Annotated in this window: 17 protein-coding genes; 11 read left to right on the top strand and 6 right to left on the bottom strand. The window is 69.2% G+C overall.

What is annotated here, in order from left to right:
• Positions 1-72 precede the first annotated feature (72 nt).
• A complete protein-coding gene (locus GS4_RS05045) occupies positions 73-1,701 on the bottom strand; it encodes a GTPase Era family protein (RefSeq protein WP_007618143.1) in 1,629 nt (542 codons plus the stop codon).
• Complete coding sequence (locus GS4_RS05040) at positions 1,698-2,648, bottom strand: hypothetical protein (RefSeq protein ID WP_007618142.1); 951 nt, start codon at positions 2,646-2,648, stop codon at positions 1,698-1,700. The genes GS4_RS05045 and GS4_RS05040 overlap by 4 nt, the downstream gene beginning before the upstream one ends.
• A 144-nt stretch (positions 2,649-2,792) precedes the next feature.
• Here GS4_RS05040 and trmB point away from each other — a divergent pair, with 144 nt between their 5' ends.
• From trmB to GS4_RS05020, 4 genes are all read left to right on the top strand, one after another.
• Complete coding sequence (gene trmB / locus GS4_RS05035) at positions 2,793-3,617, top strand: tRNA (guanosine(46)-N7)-methyltransferase TrmB (protein WP_040509619.1); 825 nt, start codon at positions 2,793-2,795, stop codon at positions 3,615-3,617.
• Between the two features lie 80 nt (positions 3,618-3,697).
• Entirely contained in the window at positions 3,698-4,309 is a 612-nt protein-coding gene (locus GS4_RS05030) for an NYN domain-containing protein (protein WP_157226512.1), read from the top strand.
• A gap of 108 nt (positions 4,310-4,417) precedes the next feature.
• Positions 4,418-7,858: an MMPL family transporter gene (locus tag GS4_RS05025; protein ID WP_007618139.1), complete on the top strand. Its 3,441-nt coding sequence runs from the start codon at positions 4,418-4,420 to the stop codon at positions 7,856-7,858.
• 7 nt (positions 7,859-7,865) lie between these two features.
• Positions 7,866-8,834: an NAD(P)H-dependent flavin oxidoreductase gene (locus GS4_RS05020; RefSeq protein ID WP_007618138.1), complete on the top strand. Its 969-nt coding sequence runs from the start codon at positions 7,866-7,868 to the stop codon at positions 8,832-8,834.
• Between the two features lie 36 nt (positions 8,835-8,870).
• Here the strand turns inward: GS4_RS05020 and GS4_RS05015 are convergent, their stop codons facing one another.
• Entirely contained in the window at positions 8,871-9,623 is a 753-nt protein-coding gene (locus GS4_RS05015) for a 1-acyl-sn-glycerol-3-phosphate acyltransferase (RefSeq protein ID WP_007618137.1), read from the bottom strand.
• A 428-nt stretch (positions 9,624-10,051) separates the two neighbouring features.
• On the bottom strand, positions 10,052-10,912 hold the full coding sequence (locus GS4_RS05005) for an NAD(P)H-binding protein (RefSeq protein WP_007618136.1): 861 nt from the start codon (positions 10,910-10,912) through the stop codon (positions 10,052-10,054).
• A gap of 82 nt (positions 10,913-10,994) precedes the next feature.
• On the opposite strand from GS4_RS05005, the gene GS4_RS05000 reads away from it, so the two are divergent.
• The 3 genes from GS4_RS05000 to GS4_RS04990 all read left to right on the top strand — a co-directional run bounded on the left by GS4_RS05000 (position 10,995) and on the right by GS4_RS04990 (position 13,462).
• The gene (locus tag GS4_RS05000) at positions 10,995-11,942 is read left to right on the top strand and encodes an AraC family transcriptional regulator (RefSeq protein ID WP_007618135.1); all 948 of its coding nucleotides are present in this window, start codon (positions 10,995-10,997) and stop codon (positions 11,940-11,942) included.
• 68 nt (positions 11,943-12,010) lie between these two features.
• A complete protein-coding gene (aac(3), locus tag GS4_RS04995; protein WP_007618134.1) occupies positions 12,011-12,832 on the top strand; it encodes an aminoglycoside 3-N-acetyltransferase in 822 nt (273 codons plus the stop codon).
• Between the two features lie 6 nt (positions 12,833-12,838).
• A complete protein-coding gene (locus GS4_RS04990) occupies positions 12,839-13,462 on the top strand; it encodes a trimeric intracellular cation channel family protein (RefSeq protein WP_007618133.1) in 624 nt (207 codons plus the stop codon).
• Positions 13,463-13,464: 2 nt separating this feature from the next.
• Here GS4_RS04990 and GS4_RS04985 read toward each other — a convergent pair whose 3' ends face one another.
• On the bottom strand, positions 13,465-14,364 hold the full coding sequence (locus GS4_RS04985; RefSeq protein ID WP_007618131.1) for a LysR family transcriptional regulator: 900 nt from the start codon (positions 14,362-14,364) through the stop codon (positions 13,465-13,467).
• A gap of 165 nt (positions 14,365-14,529) precedes the next feature.
• On the opposite strand from GS4_RS04985, the gene GS4_RS04980 reads away from it, so the two are divergent.
• The 4 genes from GS4_RS04980 (at position 14,530) to GS4_RS04965 (ending at position 17,064) form a co-directional block, all read left to right on the top strand.
• Positions 14,530-15,705, top strand: coding sequence for an LLM class flavin-dependent oxidoreductase (locus GS4_RS04980; RefSeq protein WP_007618129.1), 1,176 nt, complete (start codon positions 14,530-14,532; stop codon positions 15,703-15,705).
• Positions 15,702-16,118, top strand: coding sequence for an SRPBCC family protein (locus GS4_RS04975; RefSeq protein ID WP_007618128.1), 417 nt, complete (start codon positions 15,702-15,704; stop codon positions 16,116-16,118). The genes GS4_RS04980 and GS4_RS04975 overlap by 4 nt, the downstream gene beginning before the upstream one ends.
• Before the next feature lie 62 nt (positions 16,119-16,180).
• On the top strand, positions 16,181-16,717 hold the full coding sequence (locus tag GS4_RS04970; protein ID WP_007618127.1) for a flavin reductase family protein: 537 nt from the start codon (positions 16,181-16,183) through the stop codon (positions 16,715-16,717).
• On the top strand, positions 16,714-17,064 hold the full coding sequence (locus GS4_RS04965; protein ID WP_007618126.1) for a hypothetical protein: 351 nt from the start codon (positions 16,714-16,716) through the stop codon (positions 17,062-17,064). The genes GS4_RS04970 and GS4_RS04965 overlap by 4 nt, the downstream gene beginning before the upstream one ends.
• Before the next feature lie 108 nt (positions 17,065-17,172).
• Here GS4_RS04965 and GS4_RS04960 read toward each other — a convergent pair whose 3' ends face one another.
• Complete coding sequence (locus GS4_RS04960; protein ID WP_007618125.1) at positions 17,173-17,964, bottom strand: helix-turn-helix transcriptional regulator; 792 nt, start codon at positions 17,962-17,964, stop codon at positions 17,173-17,175.
• Positions 17,965-18,033 lie beyond the last annotated feature (69 nt).

The raw sequence follows: 18,033 nt of genomic DNA, 5'->3' as shown, positions 1-18,033 counted from the left end.
GCCGGGAATCGACCCATGGCACCACGACTGGGACGCATAGGCAGTGCGATCGGTTCCACCCGAGTGTGCGGGTCAGACGTCGTCGGTGCCGGCCAGCGCGCCCGCATAGGTCGCGAGTTGCTCGTCGAGGGCGCGGACGTCGAGCAGCGCACGGGCCGCGGCCGGATCCTTCGCTCCCGACCGCAGCGTCCGAACCCGTTCATCGAGGTCGGAGATCTCAGCCGCCAACCGCCGGGTCCGTCGATCGTGATGCCGGGCCAGTTGCCCGGCGACCTGCGGTTCGACCGCGGCGACCCGGGCACCCACACGGTGTTCGATGCGGGTGCGGCCCTCGGCGAGCACGTCCAGGCTCCAACTCCGCAGGTCGGCACGGAATGCGCCGATCCGTCGGACCCGGATCACCCATGCCGCGACCGCGACCCCGAGGACGAGGGTCAGCGGCATGCTCACCCACTGCAGGGTCTGCACCGCAGACATCGGCGCCACGATCAGTCGTCCGATACCCAGACCGGTCGACGCACCGATCACCACAAGCAGAGCATCTTCGGCCCCCCGGCGTCCGGTCGGGATCGCTCGCTCGAACTCCATGGGGTCGGCGACGTCGCCGACGTCGACCTGGCCGGCGTGGTCCTGCCCAGAGTGGTCCTGCGCCGAGTGGACCGGCTCGACGCCGACCGGATAGTGGACGCCGGTCGCGGGATCGTCGCCGGCCAGGTCGGCACCTTCGATGCCGACCAGCGCGGCGGCGCGGGCCTGCTCGATGCGGTCGTCGGTGGTGTCGTCCACCCGGTCGCGCAGGTCCGTGATCGCCGATCGCAGCCATGCGACGTGCTCGTCGACCTGCGCCCGGGTGAGCGCGGCGCATCGGGTGGCGGCGGTCGCGCCGATCGACCGGACGCCTGCCTGCGCGTCGGCCAGGCCGTGGGATCGGGCCGATGCCAGGCCCGCACGCAGCGACGCCAGCCGGTCTCCCCGCCCCCGATCCCGACCGTCGACGAGCACGCGGCGCCGATCCAGCAGTCGTTCGATGTCGGGGCCGCGGTCGGCGGCCGTCGACGCCGACTCGATGCCCGCCAGCCGGTGTTCGACGGCGCCCTGGGCCGCGGCCACCCGGGCGCGTGCCCGACGCAGGTCGGCGGGAGCCGACAGGTGCTCACGCATCCAGTCGACGAGTTCCACCACTCCAGATTCCTCGACGGCGCCCGACGTCGCGGCCAGCGCCGATACCGCGAACACCGGCAGGCGGCCGTGGGGGTCGAGTACCTGGCGTTGGGCTCGCAGGATGCGCGGCCAGTCCCAGAAGGCGTCGATCTTGGTGCACACCAGCCCGACCGCCCCGTATCGCGATCGCAGGTCGTCGACGATCCGGCGTTCGGTGTCCCCGACCGGCGTCGAGGGATCGACGACAAGCACGCCGAGGCCGACCTCCGCGTGACCGGCCTGTCGGTGTCCGACGGCACTGGGACGACGCACCTGCTCGGCGCCGCCGGCCGCCCGCCCGTCGATGACCGTCTCGTCGACCCCCGCCCCGTCGAGGACGGTCACCGTCGGGTCGACGATCCGGCAGGCCGCGACCAGCTCGGACACGCCCGTGCCGGGAGCCCCCGCGATCCGGACCGCGACGCCGTCGCCGGGCACCGATGCCGCGTCGAATCCGGTCAGCCGGCTGACCTGACCGAACAGTTCGCTGCCGGTGGTCATCGCGGCACCTCCGACCGGGCGAGCCCGTCCAGGGACAGCAGGTGTTCGACCGCGTCACGGTCGGTGCCCCCCGCGGCGATCACCTCGAGACGGTTCCGGACCTCGACGGTCCGCCATGCCCGAACCCGCGCGACGCGCTCACGGATCGGGGCGACGAGATCGCCGATGTGGCCCGCGGCGTGCAGGATGCGGTTCAGCTGGGTCGCGGTGCGGACGGCGTCCGGGTCGCCGGAGAGGACGGCCAGCGCGAGGTCGATGCCGGACTGGTCGATGCGTCGCAGCAGTCCGGAACGCACCAGTCGCTCCGAGCCGTCGCGGATCACGCCGGTGGGGGTCAGGAACTCCGCCGACATCGACGGCATCTCCTCACCGGCGGCCACCATCGCCCGCAGGAAGTCGAACTCGTCGTCGCGGACGTCGGCGCAGGAGAGCAACTGCGATACGGCGACCACGGACACGCCGAGCACGTCGGCGGATCGGTGCGCGAGGTCGAGCGCGACGTCGCGCTCTCCGAGGGTGTCGGCCTTGCCGAGGACGACGATGGTCCGGTCGGCGGGGAGTCGGGACAGCGCGGCCCGGTCTTCGGGCCGCGGCAGACCGGCGAGCAGCAGCACCCAGAGGTCGGCGTCCGCGGCGCCCTCGGCGGCCTCGCCGGGGCCGATGGTCGTGACCGCGAGACGATCACGCACCGCGCGGGCCATCGTGTCGCGACCGACGCCCGGTCGGCCGACCACCTGCACCTGCAGCGGTCGCGTGAACCGGGCGTTCGCGGCGGCCACGCCGCCGCGGGCCGGCGAACCGGGCGGCAACAGATCCACCAGGCGTCCGGCATCCAGAAGCTCGTCGGCCGACCCGGAGGTCTCCCGCGATGTCCCCGCGGAGGACTCCGCCGGTGTCCCCGCGGAGGACTCCGCGGAGGACTCCGCCGATGTCACAGTGGTCGTCATCGAGCCCCCTCTCGATCGGCCGCCGGCGGCCTCCCGACGCCGCCGATCCCGGGTGTCAATGTAACCGCCCGACCCGTTGTCCGGCGCCCCCGAGGTGGTCTCGACGAGCCCTCTGCCTGTGTCGACGGCGTGCCGCTCACCGCGATGCGGGACCATGGTGGGGTGAACAACAGTGTCGACTCGTCCCGTCTGTATCCCCGCGTGACCAGTTTCCGGTTCCGCCGGGGGACGCTGACGGCCGGTCAGCAGAAGAACTGGGAGACGCTGTGGCCGACCCTCGGGCGTGACCTGGCCACGGACCCGGAGCAGACCCCCGAGCCGCCGATCGACTTCCCCGCGCTGTTCGGACGCATCGCACCCACGGTCCTGGAGATCGGCAGCGGGACCGGCGTCTCCACAGCTGCGATGGCTGCCGAGGAGCCCGACGTCGACGTACTGGCGGTCGAGGTCTACAAACCCGGCCTCGCGCAGCTGGTCGGCCTGATCGACCGCAACGACCTCACCAACATCCGGATGATCCGCGGTGACGCGATGGTCGTCCTCACCGAGCTGATCCCGCCGAGCAGCCTCACCGGTATCCGCGTCTACTTCCCCGATCCGTGGCCGAAGTCGCGCCATCACAAGCGCAGGCTGCTGCAATCCGGCACGATCGAGCTGATGGCGGAGCGCCTGGTACCCGGCGGGGTGCTGCACATCGCCACCGACCACGCGGACTACGCGGAATGGATCGCGGAGATCCTGGCCACGCAGCCCGCGGACGGACCACACGTCGTGCCGCTGACCCGACCGTCGCCGATCTCGTTGACCCGACCGACGACGAAATTCGAGGGCAGGGCCGAACGAGAGGGGCGCTGGGTGAGCGAGTTCGTCTACACGCGACCACAACCGAAAGAGGCCCGGGCCGGCTCCGGCGGATCGGAACCCGCCCGCACCCTCGACTCGGGTCGCCCCGAGGAGGGCCGGCAGTGACCGCGCCGGAGTCGGCGGCCGCGGACCAGCCGAGCACGCGCTTCGGCGAGACCGTCGGCGGCCAGACCGGGTCCCGACGGATGTTGCTGGTCTGGGACGCCCCCAACATGGACATGGGATTGGGCGCCATCCTGGGCGGACGGCCGACCGCCGCGCATCGACCACGCTTCGACGCCCTGGGTCGGTGGCTTCTCAGCCGCACCGCGGATGTGTCCGGGACCACGCCGGCCTCGGACGGTCCGATCGAGCCCGAGGCGACCGTCTTCACCAACATCGTCCCTGGTAGCGCCGAGGTCGTCCGGCCGTGGGTCGACGCACTGCGCAACGTCGGCTACGCGGTCTTCGCGAAGCCCAAGCTGGCCGATGACACCGACGTCGACTCCGACATGCTCGACCACATCGAGCTTCGCAGGCACACTGTGGGGTTAGCTGGCGTGGTCGTGGCGTCTGCCGACGGGCAGGCATTCCGCGAACCGCTGGTCGAGATCGCCGCGGAGGGGGTCCCGGTCACCGTGATCGGGTTCCGCGAGCATGCGAGCTGGGCACTGACGTCGGAAGAACTGGAGTTCGTCGACCTGGAAGACATCCCGGGCGTGTTCCGGGAGCCGCTCCCACGTATCGGGCTCGACTCACTGCCCGATGACGGGGCCTGGCTCACTCCGTTCCGTCCGCTCAGCGCACTGCTGCGCTGAGCTGGTCTGCTCGGGGACTCACTGCGTCCACCGATGCAGGTCGCGGACTCAGCGATCACTCAGGACCAGCTGTAAGAATCAACCGTCACTCTGCGAAAGGAACCCGGCGTGTTCGCAGCCATCGGAACATTCGTCTTCCGGATGCGCTTCGCTGTCATCGGCGTACTGATCGCTCTGATGGCCGGTCTAGGACTCTACGGTATGGACCTCGGCAAGCACCTGAGCCAGAGCGGGTGGTTCGATCCGACGTCCGAATCCGACCAGGGCTCGCGCATCGCCGACACCGCGTTCGGCCGCGACCACAAGTCCGACGTCATCCTGGTGATCACCCCTCCCGAGGGGACGAAGGTCGACAACCCGGAGTTCGGCGCGAAGGTCGAGAACTTCGTCGACGACCTCATCGCAGCCCACCCGGACATCGTCAACCGACAGGACCCCGGGATCGTCGACCCGTTCCGGGCCGTCGACAACAGCCCCGCGAACAAGGCGGCGCAGGAGACCATCCGCTCGCGCACCTTCTCCGAGGACAAGACGCACGCCTTCGTCAGCATCGGCGTCAAGGGTGACGACGACACGACGATCCTGAAGAACTACAAGACGATCGAGCCGTTCTTCCACGACATCGACAACAGGTTCGATCTCCAGGGCACGAAGTTCGAGCTGGCCGGTCTGCAGCCCGTTGCAGGCGCGATGAGCGACGGTATGGACAAGGACATCCACCGCGCCGAGGTGATCGCGCTGCCGGTGGTCGCGATCATGCTGTTCTTCATCTTCGGCGGCGTGGTCTCGGCATGTCTTCCGGTGTTGATCGGCGGTCTCACCATCGCCGGCTCGCTGGGCATCATGAAGGTGCTGGCCCAGGTCACCGAACTCAACATCTTCGCCCAGTCGGTGGTCACACTGATCGGCCTGGGCATCGCCATCGACTACGGCCTCTTCATCGTGAGTCGGTTCCGAGAAGAACTGGCCGAGGGCTATTCGACGAAGGCCGCCGTACGAAGAACCGTGATGACCGCCGGGCAGACGGTGGTGTTCTCGGCGACCATCATCGTCGCCGCTCTGGCCTGTCTGCTGATCTTCCCGCAGGGCTTCCTCAAATCGGTCGCCTACGGTGCCATCTCGTCGGTCGCGTTGGCCGCGATCCTGTCGATCACCGTGCTGCCGGCTGTCCTCGCGATCCTCGGCAAGCGGATCGACGCCCTCGGTCTGCCCTTCCTGCGACGTACCAAGACGCGCAAGGAGATCGAAGAAGGCTTCTGGGGCAAGCTCGCCGGCTGGGTGATGCGGCATCCGATCAAGACCGCGGTCCCGACCGTCATCCTGCTGCTGTTGCTCATCCTGCCGTTCAGCGGGATCAAGTTCGGCGGTATCAGCGAGGAGTACCTGCCGCCGGACAACCCGAATCGCGTCGCGCAGGAGAACTTCGACCAGTGGTTCCCGAGTGAACGCACCGAAGAGATCAAACTGGTCATCGCCTACGACCCGAACGGCGACGACGCGGCGAAGCTGGACGAGATCGCGGCCGAGGCCAACAAGATCCCTGGCTTCACCAAGCAGTTCAGCACCTCCGACGACTCCGTCCAGACCGGCAACTACGGCGAGAACGGCCCGGCCATCTTCCAGATGTCGGCCGGGCTGGTCGACCGCAACACAGCCGGCGAGGCGATCAAGGAACTGCGGGCCATCGACACGCAGGGCCTGTCCATGTATGTGGCGGGAACCCCTGCGCTGACCCAGGATTCGATCGACGCACTGCTGTCGCGACTCCCGATCATGGCGACGCTGCTGGTGCTGGTGACCGGCTTCCTGATGTTCCTCGCGTTCGGTTCGGTGGTGCTGCCGATCAAGGCGGCGTTGATGTCCGCGTTGGGACTAGCTTCCACGCTGGGCATCTTGACCTGGATCTTCGTCGACGGTCACGGAGCGTCGATCGCGAACTTCACTCCGGGACCACTGTTCGCGGCGGTCCTCGTGTTGATCATCGCCATCGTGTTCGGCTTGTCCACGGACTACGAGATATTCCTGTTGTCCCGCATGGTCGAGGCCAGACAGAAGGGCGCATCGACCACCGAGGCAGTGCGCATCGGCACCGCGCACACCGGCCGCATCATCACTGCGGCCGCGGCCATCCTGGTGGTCGTCACCGGCGCCTTCGGGCTGTCCGAGATCGTGATGATGAAGTACATCGCGTACGGCATGATCGCGGCACTCATCCTGGACGCCACCGTCATCCGCATGCTGCTGGTGCCCGCGGTGATGAAGCTGCTCGGCGACGACTGCTGGTGGGCGCCACGGTGGCTGGCCGTCGTCCAGCAGAAGATCGGTCTCGGCGAGACCGTCCTCGACGATGAGCCCGACGAGCAGCGGGACAGCGCGAAGCGCGCTCGCAGTGCGGGCACGTTGGTCGCCGAGGCCCCGACGTCGAAGATGACCTCGGCCCGCAGTCGGGGTGAGGCCGGACCGGATTCCCGCCGGCGACCGCAGCCCGATGCCCAACCGGCACAGGCAGATCGACGCCGTCCGGGACCGGGTGCACCCACCCCGGGGGCCGGCCCGCGGACGGTGGCATCGCCGGCCGCCCGGCCCGCACCGCCGGATCGACGTCCGCAACCGGACCGCCCCCAGCCGGGGGCAGACCGGCCGACCCTCGCTCCGCAGGGGCGTCCCGCCGACCTGGGCGGTGCCGAGCGCACCGCACCACCGAGTCGTCGTGCCGCTCGCCCGCCGGTTCCCGACGCCGCGCCCGTGGCACGCGTCGGGGTGTCGGCTCCGCCGTCCGGTCCGACCCCGACTCGATCGGCACCGCCCCCGACCGGGCAGACACTCGCGCCGACCGCAACCGGTTCGCGGCCGTCGCCATCGTTGGCCGCCCGGCCGAGTCGGGAGAGCGCCCGTGCCAACAAACCCGACACGGGTGGGTGGAGCCTCGGCGAAGGCGGCATCCGTCTGGGCGGAAGTGACACATCGCGTCCACCGGCCAACGCCGACCGTCCGGTTCGTCCGGAGCGGGCCGATCGCAGCGGTGATCACCCGGTCCTCGGCTCGACCAACGGTTCTCCGCGGTCGTCGTCGGTACCCGTGCGGCCGCCGTCACCGGCGCGCCCGTCGTCACCGCCCAGCGGCGCCAACCGGGTCGTGAATCCGGCTGCACGGCCGCCCGATTCGCCATTGCGCCGACGCCCGGCGCTCGACGAGACCGGCAAGCGACCGCTCGCGGCATCGCTGGCGCCGGAGGCACAGGGACCTGCCGGACGCCGACGTCCGGCGGGCACCGGCGCCAACGGATCGGCGCTCGATCGCGGGATGTCCCCGTCGACGGCGCGAGCAGTCGAGGGACGCAACGGAGACGGCGCGGCCGGCAACGGCCCCCACAACGCTGCACCCCAGAACGGCGCGCCCTCCGGAAGCGGCGGCAGCGGGCCGGAGGGCGGTCGTCCCGACCGGTCGTCCGATTCGTCCTCGCGCAGCGACCGCCACGCCCGCTCCGATGACGAGGGATCGCAGATCAGCGTTCAGGAGTTGCTGCGTCGCAGTCGGTCCGAGAGCTGACCCGCCGGTGACCGATCGGCTCGCCACCGCCTGGTCATCGAGCCTTCGGCTCGGCCTGCCCATCGTCAACGCCCCGATGGGCGGCGTCGCCGGTGGCCGACTGGCCGCCGCCGTGTCGGCGGCCGGCGGACTCGGGATGATCGGCATGGGCAGTTCGGGGTCGACTGCCGCCCTGCGTGCTCAGCTCGACGCACACCGCGCGGCCCCCGGCTTCGACGCAGCGCTGCCGTTCGGGATCGGCGTGGTCGACTGGAAGATCCGTGAGCACCCCGACCTCCTCGACCTGGCCGTCGACACCCGGCCGACCCTGCTGTCGGTGAGTTTCGGGGATCGGTTCGACTGGGTGGACCGGGCCAGGGATGCCGGCATCCGCACCGCGACACAGGTGTACGCGCCGGAGCAGGCCCGCGTGGCGGGCGATGCCGGCGTCGACGTTCTGGTCGCCCGCGGCGCCGACGGAGGTGGCCACGGCGATCCCACTGGCGCGCTGCTCCCACTGCTCGACGCGGTGCTGGAGGTCGTCGACCTTCCGGTGCTCGCGGCGGGCGGTGTCGCATCGCCACGATCGTTGGCCGCCGTCCTCGCCGCGGGGGCGGCAGGTGCATGGATCGGCACCGCGTTGTCGGCGACGGTCGAGTCGCTGGCACCGGCGGAAGCCAAGGACACACTGGTCGCCGCGCGGGCGGACGAGACCGTGCTGACTCGCGCCTATGACGTCATCGAGGGGTGGCCGTGGCCTGCCCGCTTCCTGAATCGGGTGGTGCGCAACGGGTTCACCGATCGCTGGACCGATGGAGTCGACGCCCTGGAGGCCGACGACGCGCTGCGCGCCGATGCCGCGGCCGCCGCTCCCCCGGCTGTCGACGCCGGGGTCGGCGTCGGCCGGATCGATTCCGTCGAACCGGTGGCCGCCATCCTGGCGCGCCTCGGTGTCGGTGCGATGCAACTGCTCCGGGACGCGTCTCCGGACAGGTGACCGACCGCCCCGCATGGCCGGTTCACCCGCCCGGCGTTACCGTTCTGCGAGCTCGTACGCGCGGCTGACCGACTCCTGAAGACGGTCGGCGACGAGGCGTGTGACCGCCGCAGGTGTCGATGCGACCGCGGCGGTCAGTTCCGCCGGGCTCGACATCACGACGACGGGTCGGCCCGCTCGGCCACCACGCTCCGGCGGGTACGCGAGCCCGATCGCCACGAGCTGCGGCGCGTCGGCGCCCGCGTTTCGCGCCTGCACCGCGATGTGGCCGACGCCGCTGCTCAATTTCTGTACTGTCGCAGGCTCTTCGGTGTTGCAGGTGCCCTCCGGGAAGATGGCGATCGAATCGCCGCGCACCATGCGGTCGGCGCACACCTCGAACATCTGCTGGGCTGCGGCGACCGCGGCCCTGATCTCGTGGTCCTTGGGGCGGAACACCGGGATGCCGCCGAGGGCGTCGATCTTGTCGCGCTGGACGGACTCCACGAACAACTCGTCCTTCGCCAGCACCCGCATGTGACCGATCCGCGCCCGCAATGGCGAGAGGAAGCCCGCCGCGGCGAGCACCAACGGGTCGGTCTCGCGGATGTGGTTGACGGCGATCAGCAGCGGCGGACCCGACCGTCGAGCCACGCGCCGCAACTCGTGCCGGGCATCGTCGATGTAGCGCACACGGGGGCGGTGACGCATCGCCAGGATGCCGTACATCGACTGCGCCCGCCGCACAGATTGCTGGTGCTGCCGGTAGTGCGCGTACACCTCGTCCACACGGCTGAGCTCGACGTCCATGAACCTACGATAGCGTAGGTTACGGTCCCGTAGGTAGCCCTTTCGCAGTGGTCGTGTGCTTAAAACCGTCGACCGAGTGTCGTCTGCTGCCCCCCCCCCGAGACGACACCGCGCCGCGACCAGACGCCGCCGCGCCCCGACGGAACGACGACGACGACATCTGAGCCAGCAGGGTGATCTCCCGTACCGGCCGGTCCTCGCGGCAAGCGAGCCACGAAGAGGAACTCTCCGATGAAATCCGGCCGGCACGCTCTCGACCCCGAAACGGATTCCGATCCGACACCCGAGCCCGGCCGACAGTCCCTGCCGCCGACCGTGCGCTCGAAAACGTCGACCGTGCACGTGAACTCGGTCGTCGACGCGGTCTGCACGACGAACATCCCCCGGCGGGTGCACAGTCGACGATCCAGAGCGCACGATCGACGAGATCAGATGGCGGGCCCGGCCTCCCGGTCGTCGATGTCCCACGCACCCGACGCCGCGGTCCGCACCACGTAGTCCTCGAACGGCGCCGCCTCCCTGCCGAGCAACTGCCGCACATCGTCGCTGGTCGTCGAGATCACGCCGGTGGACATGATCTCGAACATCGCGGTCAGACTCTCGGCGTCGGTACGCGGCCATCCCTCCGCGATCCGACTCTCGATGTGCTCGCCGAAGGTCAGCTGCCGGAACTCGATGGGCCGGTCGGTGGCCGCCGATATCTGGCCGACCGCCTCGGCGAAGGTCAGCGCGCGTGGTCCGGACAACTCGTAGATCCGGCCGGTGTGGCCGGTCGACGTCAACACCGTGACTGCGACCTCGGCGATGTCCTCGACGTCGATGAACGGCTCGGGCACCTCGCCGACAGGTAGCGCGACCACTCCGGCGATGACTCCGTCCGCGAAGACGTCTTCGGTGAAGTTCTGTTGAAAGTTGGATGCGCGCAGGATCGTCCAGTCGAGGGCCGAATCGCGGACCGCCGCCTCGGCGGCCAGCATCTCGGCACCGAAGTCGTCGCTGCCCCACTGATCGGCGTTGCGTCCCGAGAGCACCACCAGCCGCTGCACGCCGGCGGCCTCGGCTCGCGCGACGAAGTCGGCGACCGGTCCGACGAAGGTCGGTGGCACCAGGTACACCGAGCCGACGCCGGCCAGCACCGGATCCCAGGTGTCGGGGTCCGACCAGTCGAAGCGGTGGGCGCTGGATCGCGAGGCGGTGCGGACCGGGCAGCCCATGACGCGCAGCCGGGCGGCGACGCGGCGCCCGGTCTTTCCGGAGGCGCCGAGGACGAGGACGGTGTCGTTGCTCATGGAGCAACACCATCACGGCCGCCGTGGACTGATCCATGGTCGTGACGCCAGTTCGCATGCGCATTCGTCTACGGTGATCGGCATGGATGCATTCGGGGACCTGCTGCGCGGCGTGCGTGCGCACGGCTCCGTGTTCGGCTACCCGACTCTCTCGGCGCCGTGGTCTCTCGACTTCGTCGACGGTCCACCGTTGACCCTCGGCGTGATCCTCGACGGAGCCGGATGGATCGTCCAGGATGGCCGGGAGCCATTGCGCGTCACCGCCGGCACCACCGTCGTCATCCGCGGGCCGGAGACGTTCGGCTTCGTCGACGAGCCCGGAACCACCGCCATCCCGGAGGCATGCGGAGAGCACTGCTCGGCTCCCGCGGTCGGCGGAGCGCTGCACCACCGGGGTTGGGGAGCGTGCGGCGAGGCCTCGGCCGACACCACGTCGATGATCGTCGGCGCCTATCCCGTCCGCGGTGAGATCGGTGACCGCCTCCTCGGCGCCCTGCCACCGGTCATTCGGATTCCCGGGCACGGCAACGCCGATCCGATCGCGCGGCTCATCGCTGCGGAGGTCTCCACCGACCGGCCCGGGCAGCAGGCCGTGCTCGACCGTCTGCTCGACTGGTTGTTGGTGTGCGCGCTCCGCGACTGGTTCGATTTCCAGGACGACGCTGCACCACAGTGGTATTCGGCTCTGCACGATCCGATCGTCGGTGACGCGCTGAACGTCATGCACAGCGAACTCGACACACCGTGGACGGTGTCGACCCTCGCCCGACGTGTCGGCGTCTCACGCGCAACACTCGCCAAACGATTCACCGACTTGGTCGGTGAGCCGCCGCTGACCTATCTCACCCGCTGGCGGATGACGGTGGCGGCCGATCGACTCGCCGACCGTCCGGATCTCACCATCGCCGAGGTGGCCCGCGAAGTCGGATATGCCGACGCGTTCACCTTCAGCACCGCGTTCAAGCGGACCACCGGAGTCAATCCGAGCAGTCGTCGTGTGCCGACGACCGGTCCCGAGAAAACTGCTTGACCGATGCGCGATGGTGAGAAGGGCCGCGCCGCGGCACAGCGGCCCGCGTGCCGCCAGGAGGATCGTTCATGAGCACACCTGCATTCGTGACCCGCGACCGGATCAGTGCCGACCTCCAGGCGCTCGGCCTCGCGCCCGGCGACATCGTGATGGCACACGGCGCGCTCCGCGCGATCGGTCCTCTCCTCAATGGTCCCGACGACGTCGTGGGTGGTCTCGTCGACGCCGTGGCTCCCGGCGGGACCGTCCTCGGTTACACGGACTGGTCATCGAATCACCATGAACTGCTCGATGATTCCGGACGACTGCCCGACCGCTGGCGAGACCGCGTCGCGCCCTTCGACCCGCTGCGCTCCCGCGCGATTCGCGACAACGGCGCGCTACCGGAGTTCCTGCGCACCTGGCCAGGGAGCCGACGAAGCGGGAATCCCGGCGCGTCGGTGGCCGCGGTCGGCGATGCCGCAGAAGCGATGACGGCGGACCATCCGTTGGACTACGGCTACGGCGACGGCTCCCCACTCGCCCGCCTGGTCGACCGGGGCGGCAAGGTGGTGATGCTCGGGGCTCCGTGGGATACGATGACCCTGCTCCATCACGCCGAACATCTCGCCGACATCGAGAACAAGCGTGTCATCCGGTACGAGGCACCCCTGCGCGACGGTGACATGCGTGAAGGAGACGGCGGGGTCACCTGGCACATGTTCGAGGAGTTCGACACCGGCGACCCGATCGTGGAGGGCCCCGCCGAGGACTACTTCGCCGACATCGTCACCGAGTTCGTGGCGAGCGAACCACATCGACTCGGAACCGTCGGTGCCGCACGGACACTGGTTGTCGACGCGGCCGCGATCTGCGCCTTCGCCGTCGACTGGCTCGAGCACCGGTACTGATCCACGATGCTGCTGAATAGCCTGAACTACATCGGCGTCGCGGTGTTCGCGGCCTCGGGAGCGCTCGTGGGCGTCCGCAAGGACCTCGACCTCTGGGGCATCGTCACCGTCGCCGCGCTGACCGGCGTCGGCGGCGGAATCCTGCGCGACGTCCTGCTGGGATCGACGCCGCCTGCTGCGGTGCAGAACTGGGTGCCGGTGACCATCACCTCCGTGGTGGCGCTGGTGGTCTTCTTCTTCCACCCCGCGTTCACCGCGCTGCGCCGCACCATCCTCATCCTCGACGCCATCGGCATGGGGCTGTTCGCGGCCACCGGCGCGAGCATCGCGGTCGCGGTCCACAGCAGCGCATTCGCGGCCGCGGTCGTCGGTCTCCTCACCGCGGTCGGAGGCGGCCTGCTCCGTGACGTACTCGTCCGTGAGATCCCGTTGCTGTTGCAGCCCAGTGATCTCTACGCCGTTCCGGCCCTCATCGGATCGACCATCGTCGCCGTGGGCTCCACGTACACCGACATCGCCGAACCGGTGTGGCTGATCGTGGGTGCGGTGTCGGCCACGGGGCTGCGACTCGCCGGACTCGCCGCCGGATGGAAACTCCCGCCGGCACCTCGACGGACGCGGTCCGCCTGAGCTCAGCGTTCGCCCGACGAGCCGGCGATCTCCGCGGCCACGGCTTCCAGCATCTCGACCACCGATCGCACCGATCGTCGCGGCCCCGGCCGGGTGAGCGTCTCGTAGACGCGCGCGGCGCGAACACCTTTCAGCACCAGCGGATGCACCCCCGGGTGTTTGACGGCGAAGCGCGGCATCAGGGCGATCCCGTGATCGGCGGCCACCAGGGCCTCGATCGTGGCGAAATCGAGCATGCGTTGGGTCACTCGGGGTGCGACACCTGTCGCGGCCGAGATCGACAGCAAGACGTCGTCGACGGGGAATCCACCCTCCACGCTGATCCAGTCGTGGTCGGCGAGCTCACCGACCTCGACTGCGTCGCGCTCTGCCAGAGGTGAAGTGCGCGAGACGATCACGTCCACCGGCTCACGCATCAGCTCGGTCACGGCGACTCGCGGGACCGTGAGGCTCGCGGTTCGCTCGTCGCGATGGGTGACCACGGTGTCGAAATCGGCCAGCGCCGGTGCGGCATCGGGATAACCGACCTCGAGGTGGAATGCGGACACCGCGATGTCCGTCCCCGTCGTGCGATCGAGGAGACGAGGGAGCAACAGCGTGGCCCCGGACGGGAACATGGCGAGCCGGACCGTCGACGTCCCCGAGCGATACGTGGTCATCTCGTCGTGGGCACGGTCCACCGCGGTGATCACCTCGTCTGCACGTAGCACCAGTGCCTGCCCGGCGGCGGTCAAGCGTACACCGCGACCGTCGTGTTCCAGGATCTCGACGCCCGCCTCGCGGGCGAGCACCTTGAACTGCTGGGACACCGCCGACGGCGTCATGTGCATCGCGGTGGCAACCGCCCCGACCGACCCGCGGTCGGCGAACTCGCGCAGGAGCCGGAGCCGCTTGATGTCCATGGACCGACCTTAGGCCGCATCAGCCCGCCGCCCGGCGCATCGGGGGCCGACACGTGTGGATGCCATACCCGCGTGAATGTCTACCTCTGCGGACTTACGCGCAGGGTGTCCCCGCTCATAGCGTTCAGCTGTGTATTACCCACGTCACACCGCAGGGAGCCTCACATGAGCAGGTTGAAGTTCGGAACATTCCTCGCCCCCATCCACGAGCCCGGCCAGAACCCCACGCTGCTGCTGCAGCGCGATCTGGAGTTGGTCCAGTACCTCGAACAGCTGGGCTACGACGAGGCATGGTTCGGCGAACACCATTCGGCCGGCGCCGAGATCTACGCATCGCCGGAGATCATGATCGCCGCCGCCGGCGAGCGCACCAGCCGGATCAAGCTCGGTACCGGTGTGACCTCGGTGTCGTACCACAATCCGCTGTGGGCAGCGGAGCGGATGGTCATGCTCGACCATCTGACCCGCGGCCGCGCCCTCTTCGGATTGGGTCCCGGATCACTGCCCACCGACGCCGCGATGCTCGGACTCTCGCAGATCGACACCCGTGAGCTGCTCGCCGAGAACACCGACATCATCATGCGGCTGCTGCGGGGCGAGACGGTGTCGGCAAAGACCCGCACCCACGAGCTCTTCGACGCGAAGATCCAGATGGCGCCGTACTCCGATCCCCTGTTCGACGTCGTCGTCGCCGCCATCGCGTCGCCGACCGGCGCCCGCCTGGCGGGCAAGTACGGCATCGGGCTGCTGTCCATCGCGGCCACCCTCACCGCCGACGGTTTCAGTGCGCTGCAACATCACTGGGGCATGTTGGAGGAGTTCGCCGCGCAGGCCGGTCGCAGCGACGAGGTGGACCGCTCCACCTGGCGCCTCGTCGGCCCGTTCCACATCGCGGAGACCAAGGAGCAGGCGTACGCCGATGTCGAGCACGGCATCGAGTACTGGTTCAACTACCTCCAGCACGTCGCGGCATTCCCGCAGATGGACGTCCGCGGCACCAACAAGCACGAGATGATCGACTTCATCAACACGTCCGGGATCGGTGTGATCGGCACCGCCGACGAAGCACGCGCCCAAGTGCAACGCCTGGTCGATCAGTCCGGTGGATTCGGCACCTTGCTGGTCCAGGGCCACGATTGGGCCAACCCGCAGGCGACCCGACGCTCGTACGAGTTGTTCGCACAGGACGTGATCCCGTACTTCCAGGGTCAGGCACAACCGATGATCGACGCCGCCGAGCGTGCCCAATCCGTACGGGCGGGGCAGGCCGCCGAGCACGTCAAGGCGGTCGAGCACATGACCAAGAAGTACGAGGCCGAGTTGGGGCGGGTGGCGAAGTGACCGACATCGAGATCCAGCACACCTTCCCGGCGTCGGCCGACACCGTCTGGTCGTGGATCGGCCGGACGGGCGACATCGCGTCGTGGATCCCTGCCATCACCACGTCTCGCGTCGACGAGGACAACGTTCGACATGTCGTGTTCGCCGACGGTGAGCCGGCACGGGAGCGCATCACCGCGTTCGCCGACGACGCTCGGACTTACACGTACACCTACATCGACGGCCCACTGCCTCTGAAGCACTACGAGTCGACGATCTCGGTCACCGAGTCGACCGATGGCGGCGCCGACGTTCGCTGGGCGGCATCGTTCGGCGCCGAGTCGGCCGAGGTCGAAGCAGAACTGGCCACGGCCATCTCGGGTATCTATTCCGACGCGCTCGCCGAACTGGAGAACCAGATCGGCGCCGCGTAGGCACCCCTGCGGTGCGGGCCCACTCGGCCCGCACCGCCTCTCGAGGAAAAGGACACGCACTCATGACCACCGACGACCTCGTCGACACGCGCCATCCGATCGACGCCACCGACGCCGTGGGCATCGCCGGGAGTTTCCGAGAAGCTCTCTCCCACTTCTGCTCCGGCGTCGTCGTCATCACCGCGGAGGATGCCGACGGCGAACCGACCGGTATGACGGTCGGCTCGTTCACCTCGATCTCGCTGGACCCGCCGCTCGTCGGCTTCTTCGCCGGCAGTTCGTCGACCACACTCCCGCGCGTGCTCGCGACCGGGCGGTTCAGCGTCAACGTCCTGGCGGAGGGGCAGGACCTCCTGGCGCGGTCGTTCGCGCGCAGTGGCACCGACAAATTCGCCGGCGTCTCATGGACCCGATCCGCCAACGGCGCTCCTCGTCTCGACGGTGCACACGCCTGGATCGATTGCGACATCGACGATCATCGGGTGATCGGCGACCACGAACTGGTGGTCGGCCGGGTGTCGGCGCTCATCGTGCCCGCCCCCACCGATCCGCTGGTCTTCCACCGATCGATGTTCCGCACACTCGGACCGCTGTCATGAGCGGGGATGCCACCGCCGGCCTCGCCGATCTCTTCGAGCGGGTGACCGTCATGCACGCCACCGATCGGTGGGCCGATCTGGCCGAGGATCTCATCGCGACCCTCGGTACACCGAAGTTCTCCGACGACAATGCCTGGGCCGCATGGGAAACCCTGAGTCTGTCCGACGAGACCGACGGTCCGACATGGTCACTGCTGGCCCGAACCAGCGACCTCGATGCGGTCGCCACCCGCGCCGAGACGCTCGGATGGACCGTCGGCGAGCAGGAGGACGGCGGCCACGAGACGCGTCTCCCACTGCGGGGACCGAGCGGACTCGCGGTCATCGCATACGCACGGCGATCCTGAGGCCCGCCGGCACGAGAGCGGCAAGCCCGTTGCGCCGACAGCGAGGTGACCCGCACCGCACGCGAGTGTGCGGCATCGGTCCGCCGAGTCGTCGGGCGCGGGGCGTTGTCAGCCCTGGTGTCTCCCTTGATGTCGCCGCCCGTGCTCGCGGCGCAGCACCGCCGTCGCCAGCTCGGATCGATTGCGATGTCCGGTGACGTCGAAGATCCGGCTGATGTACTTCTTGATCGACAACTCCGACAGCGACAGAGCGGTGGCGATCTCGCCGTTGCTCAATCCGTCGCTCACCAGTTCGGCCACCTCGGTCTGCCGCGGCGTGAGGTCGTCGAGTGGGTCTCTCGCCGCGGTGGCGCCGAGGGTGATCGTCGCCGTCCGGGACCGGAGCTGGCGGGCGAGCATGCGGACCGCGAGGAGGTCGGAGCGGTCCCACGATCGGACCGTCTCGAACATGCCCACGAGCGCCTCACCGTCGGCGAACGGCAGGTGCAGTGCAGATGCGGTCTGCATGTCGTTCGGGTTGAGGTAGTCGACGACATACGATCGCTGCGGGCCCGGCAGTCGGGAGAGGTCCTGAAGCGACGCGAATCCGTCGGTGGTCAGCACCCGCCGGGCCTGTGGCATCGCGAACACGTCCTTGTCCCGCCACCGCTCGCGATAGACCGAGAGCAGGGGAGCCGCGGCGCCGGTCAGCAGCGGAGCAGGATCGTCGAAGATCTCCGGGAACGACCCGCCTTGGAAGAACGTGACGTCGCGGACCCCGAGGTTGCGTCCGATGGAGTCGACCAGGACCTCGGTGAAACCCGCTCCCCCGTCGGCGTTCTCACAGTCCTCGAGCACGCCGACGATGCCGAGCAACTGGTCGCGGGACAGCTCCGAACGCCACGATCGAGCGACGGCCATCAGCGCATCACCCCGTCGTCGCCGCCTGGAATCTCACTGCCGCACATGCCCATCGAGTGTACTCCACGT

Origin of the sequence: Gordonia soli NBRC 108243, assembly GCF_000334455.1 — a bacterium.
GTDB classification, from domain to species: domain Bacteria; phylum Actinomycetota; class Actinomycetes; order Mycobacteriales; family Mycobacteriaceae; genus Gordonia; species Gordonia soli.
Note: the sequence above shows the minus strand (reverse complement) of the source record. Positions and strands in the feature narration are given on the sequence as shown.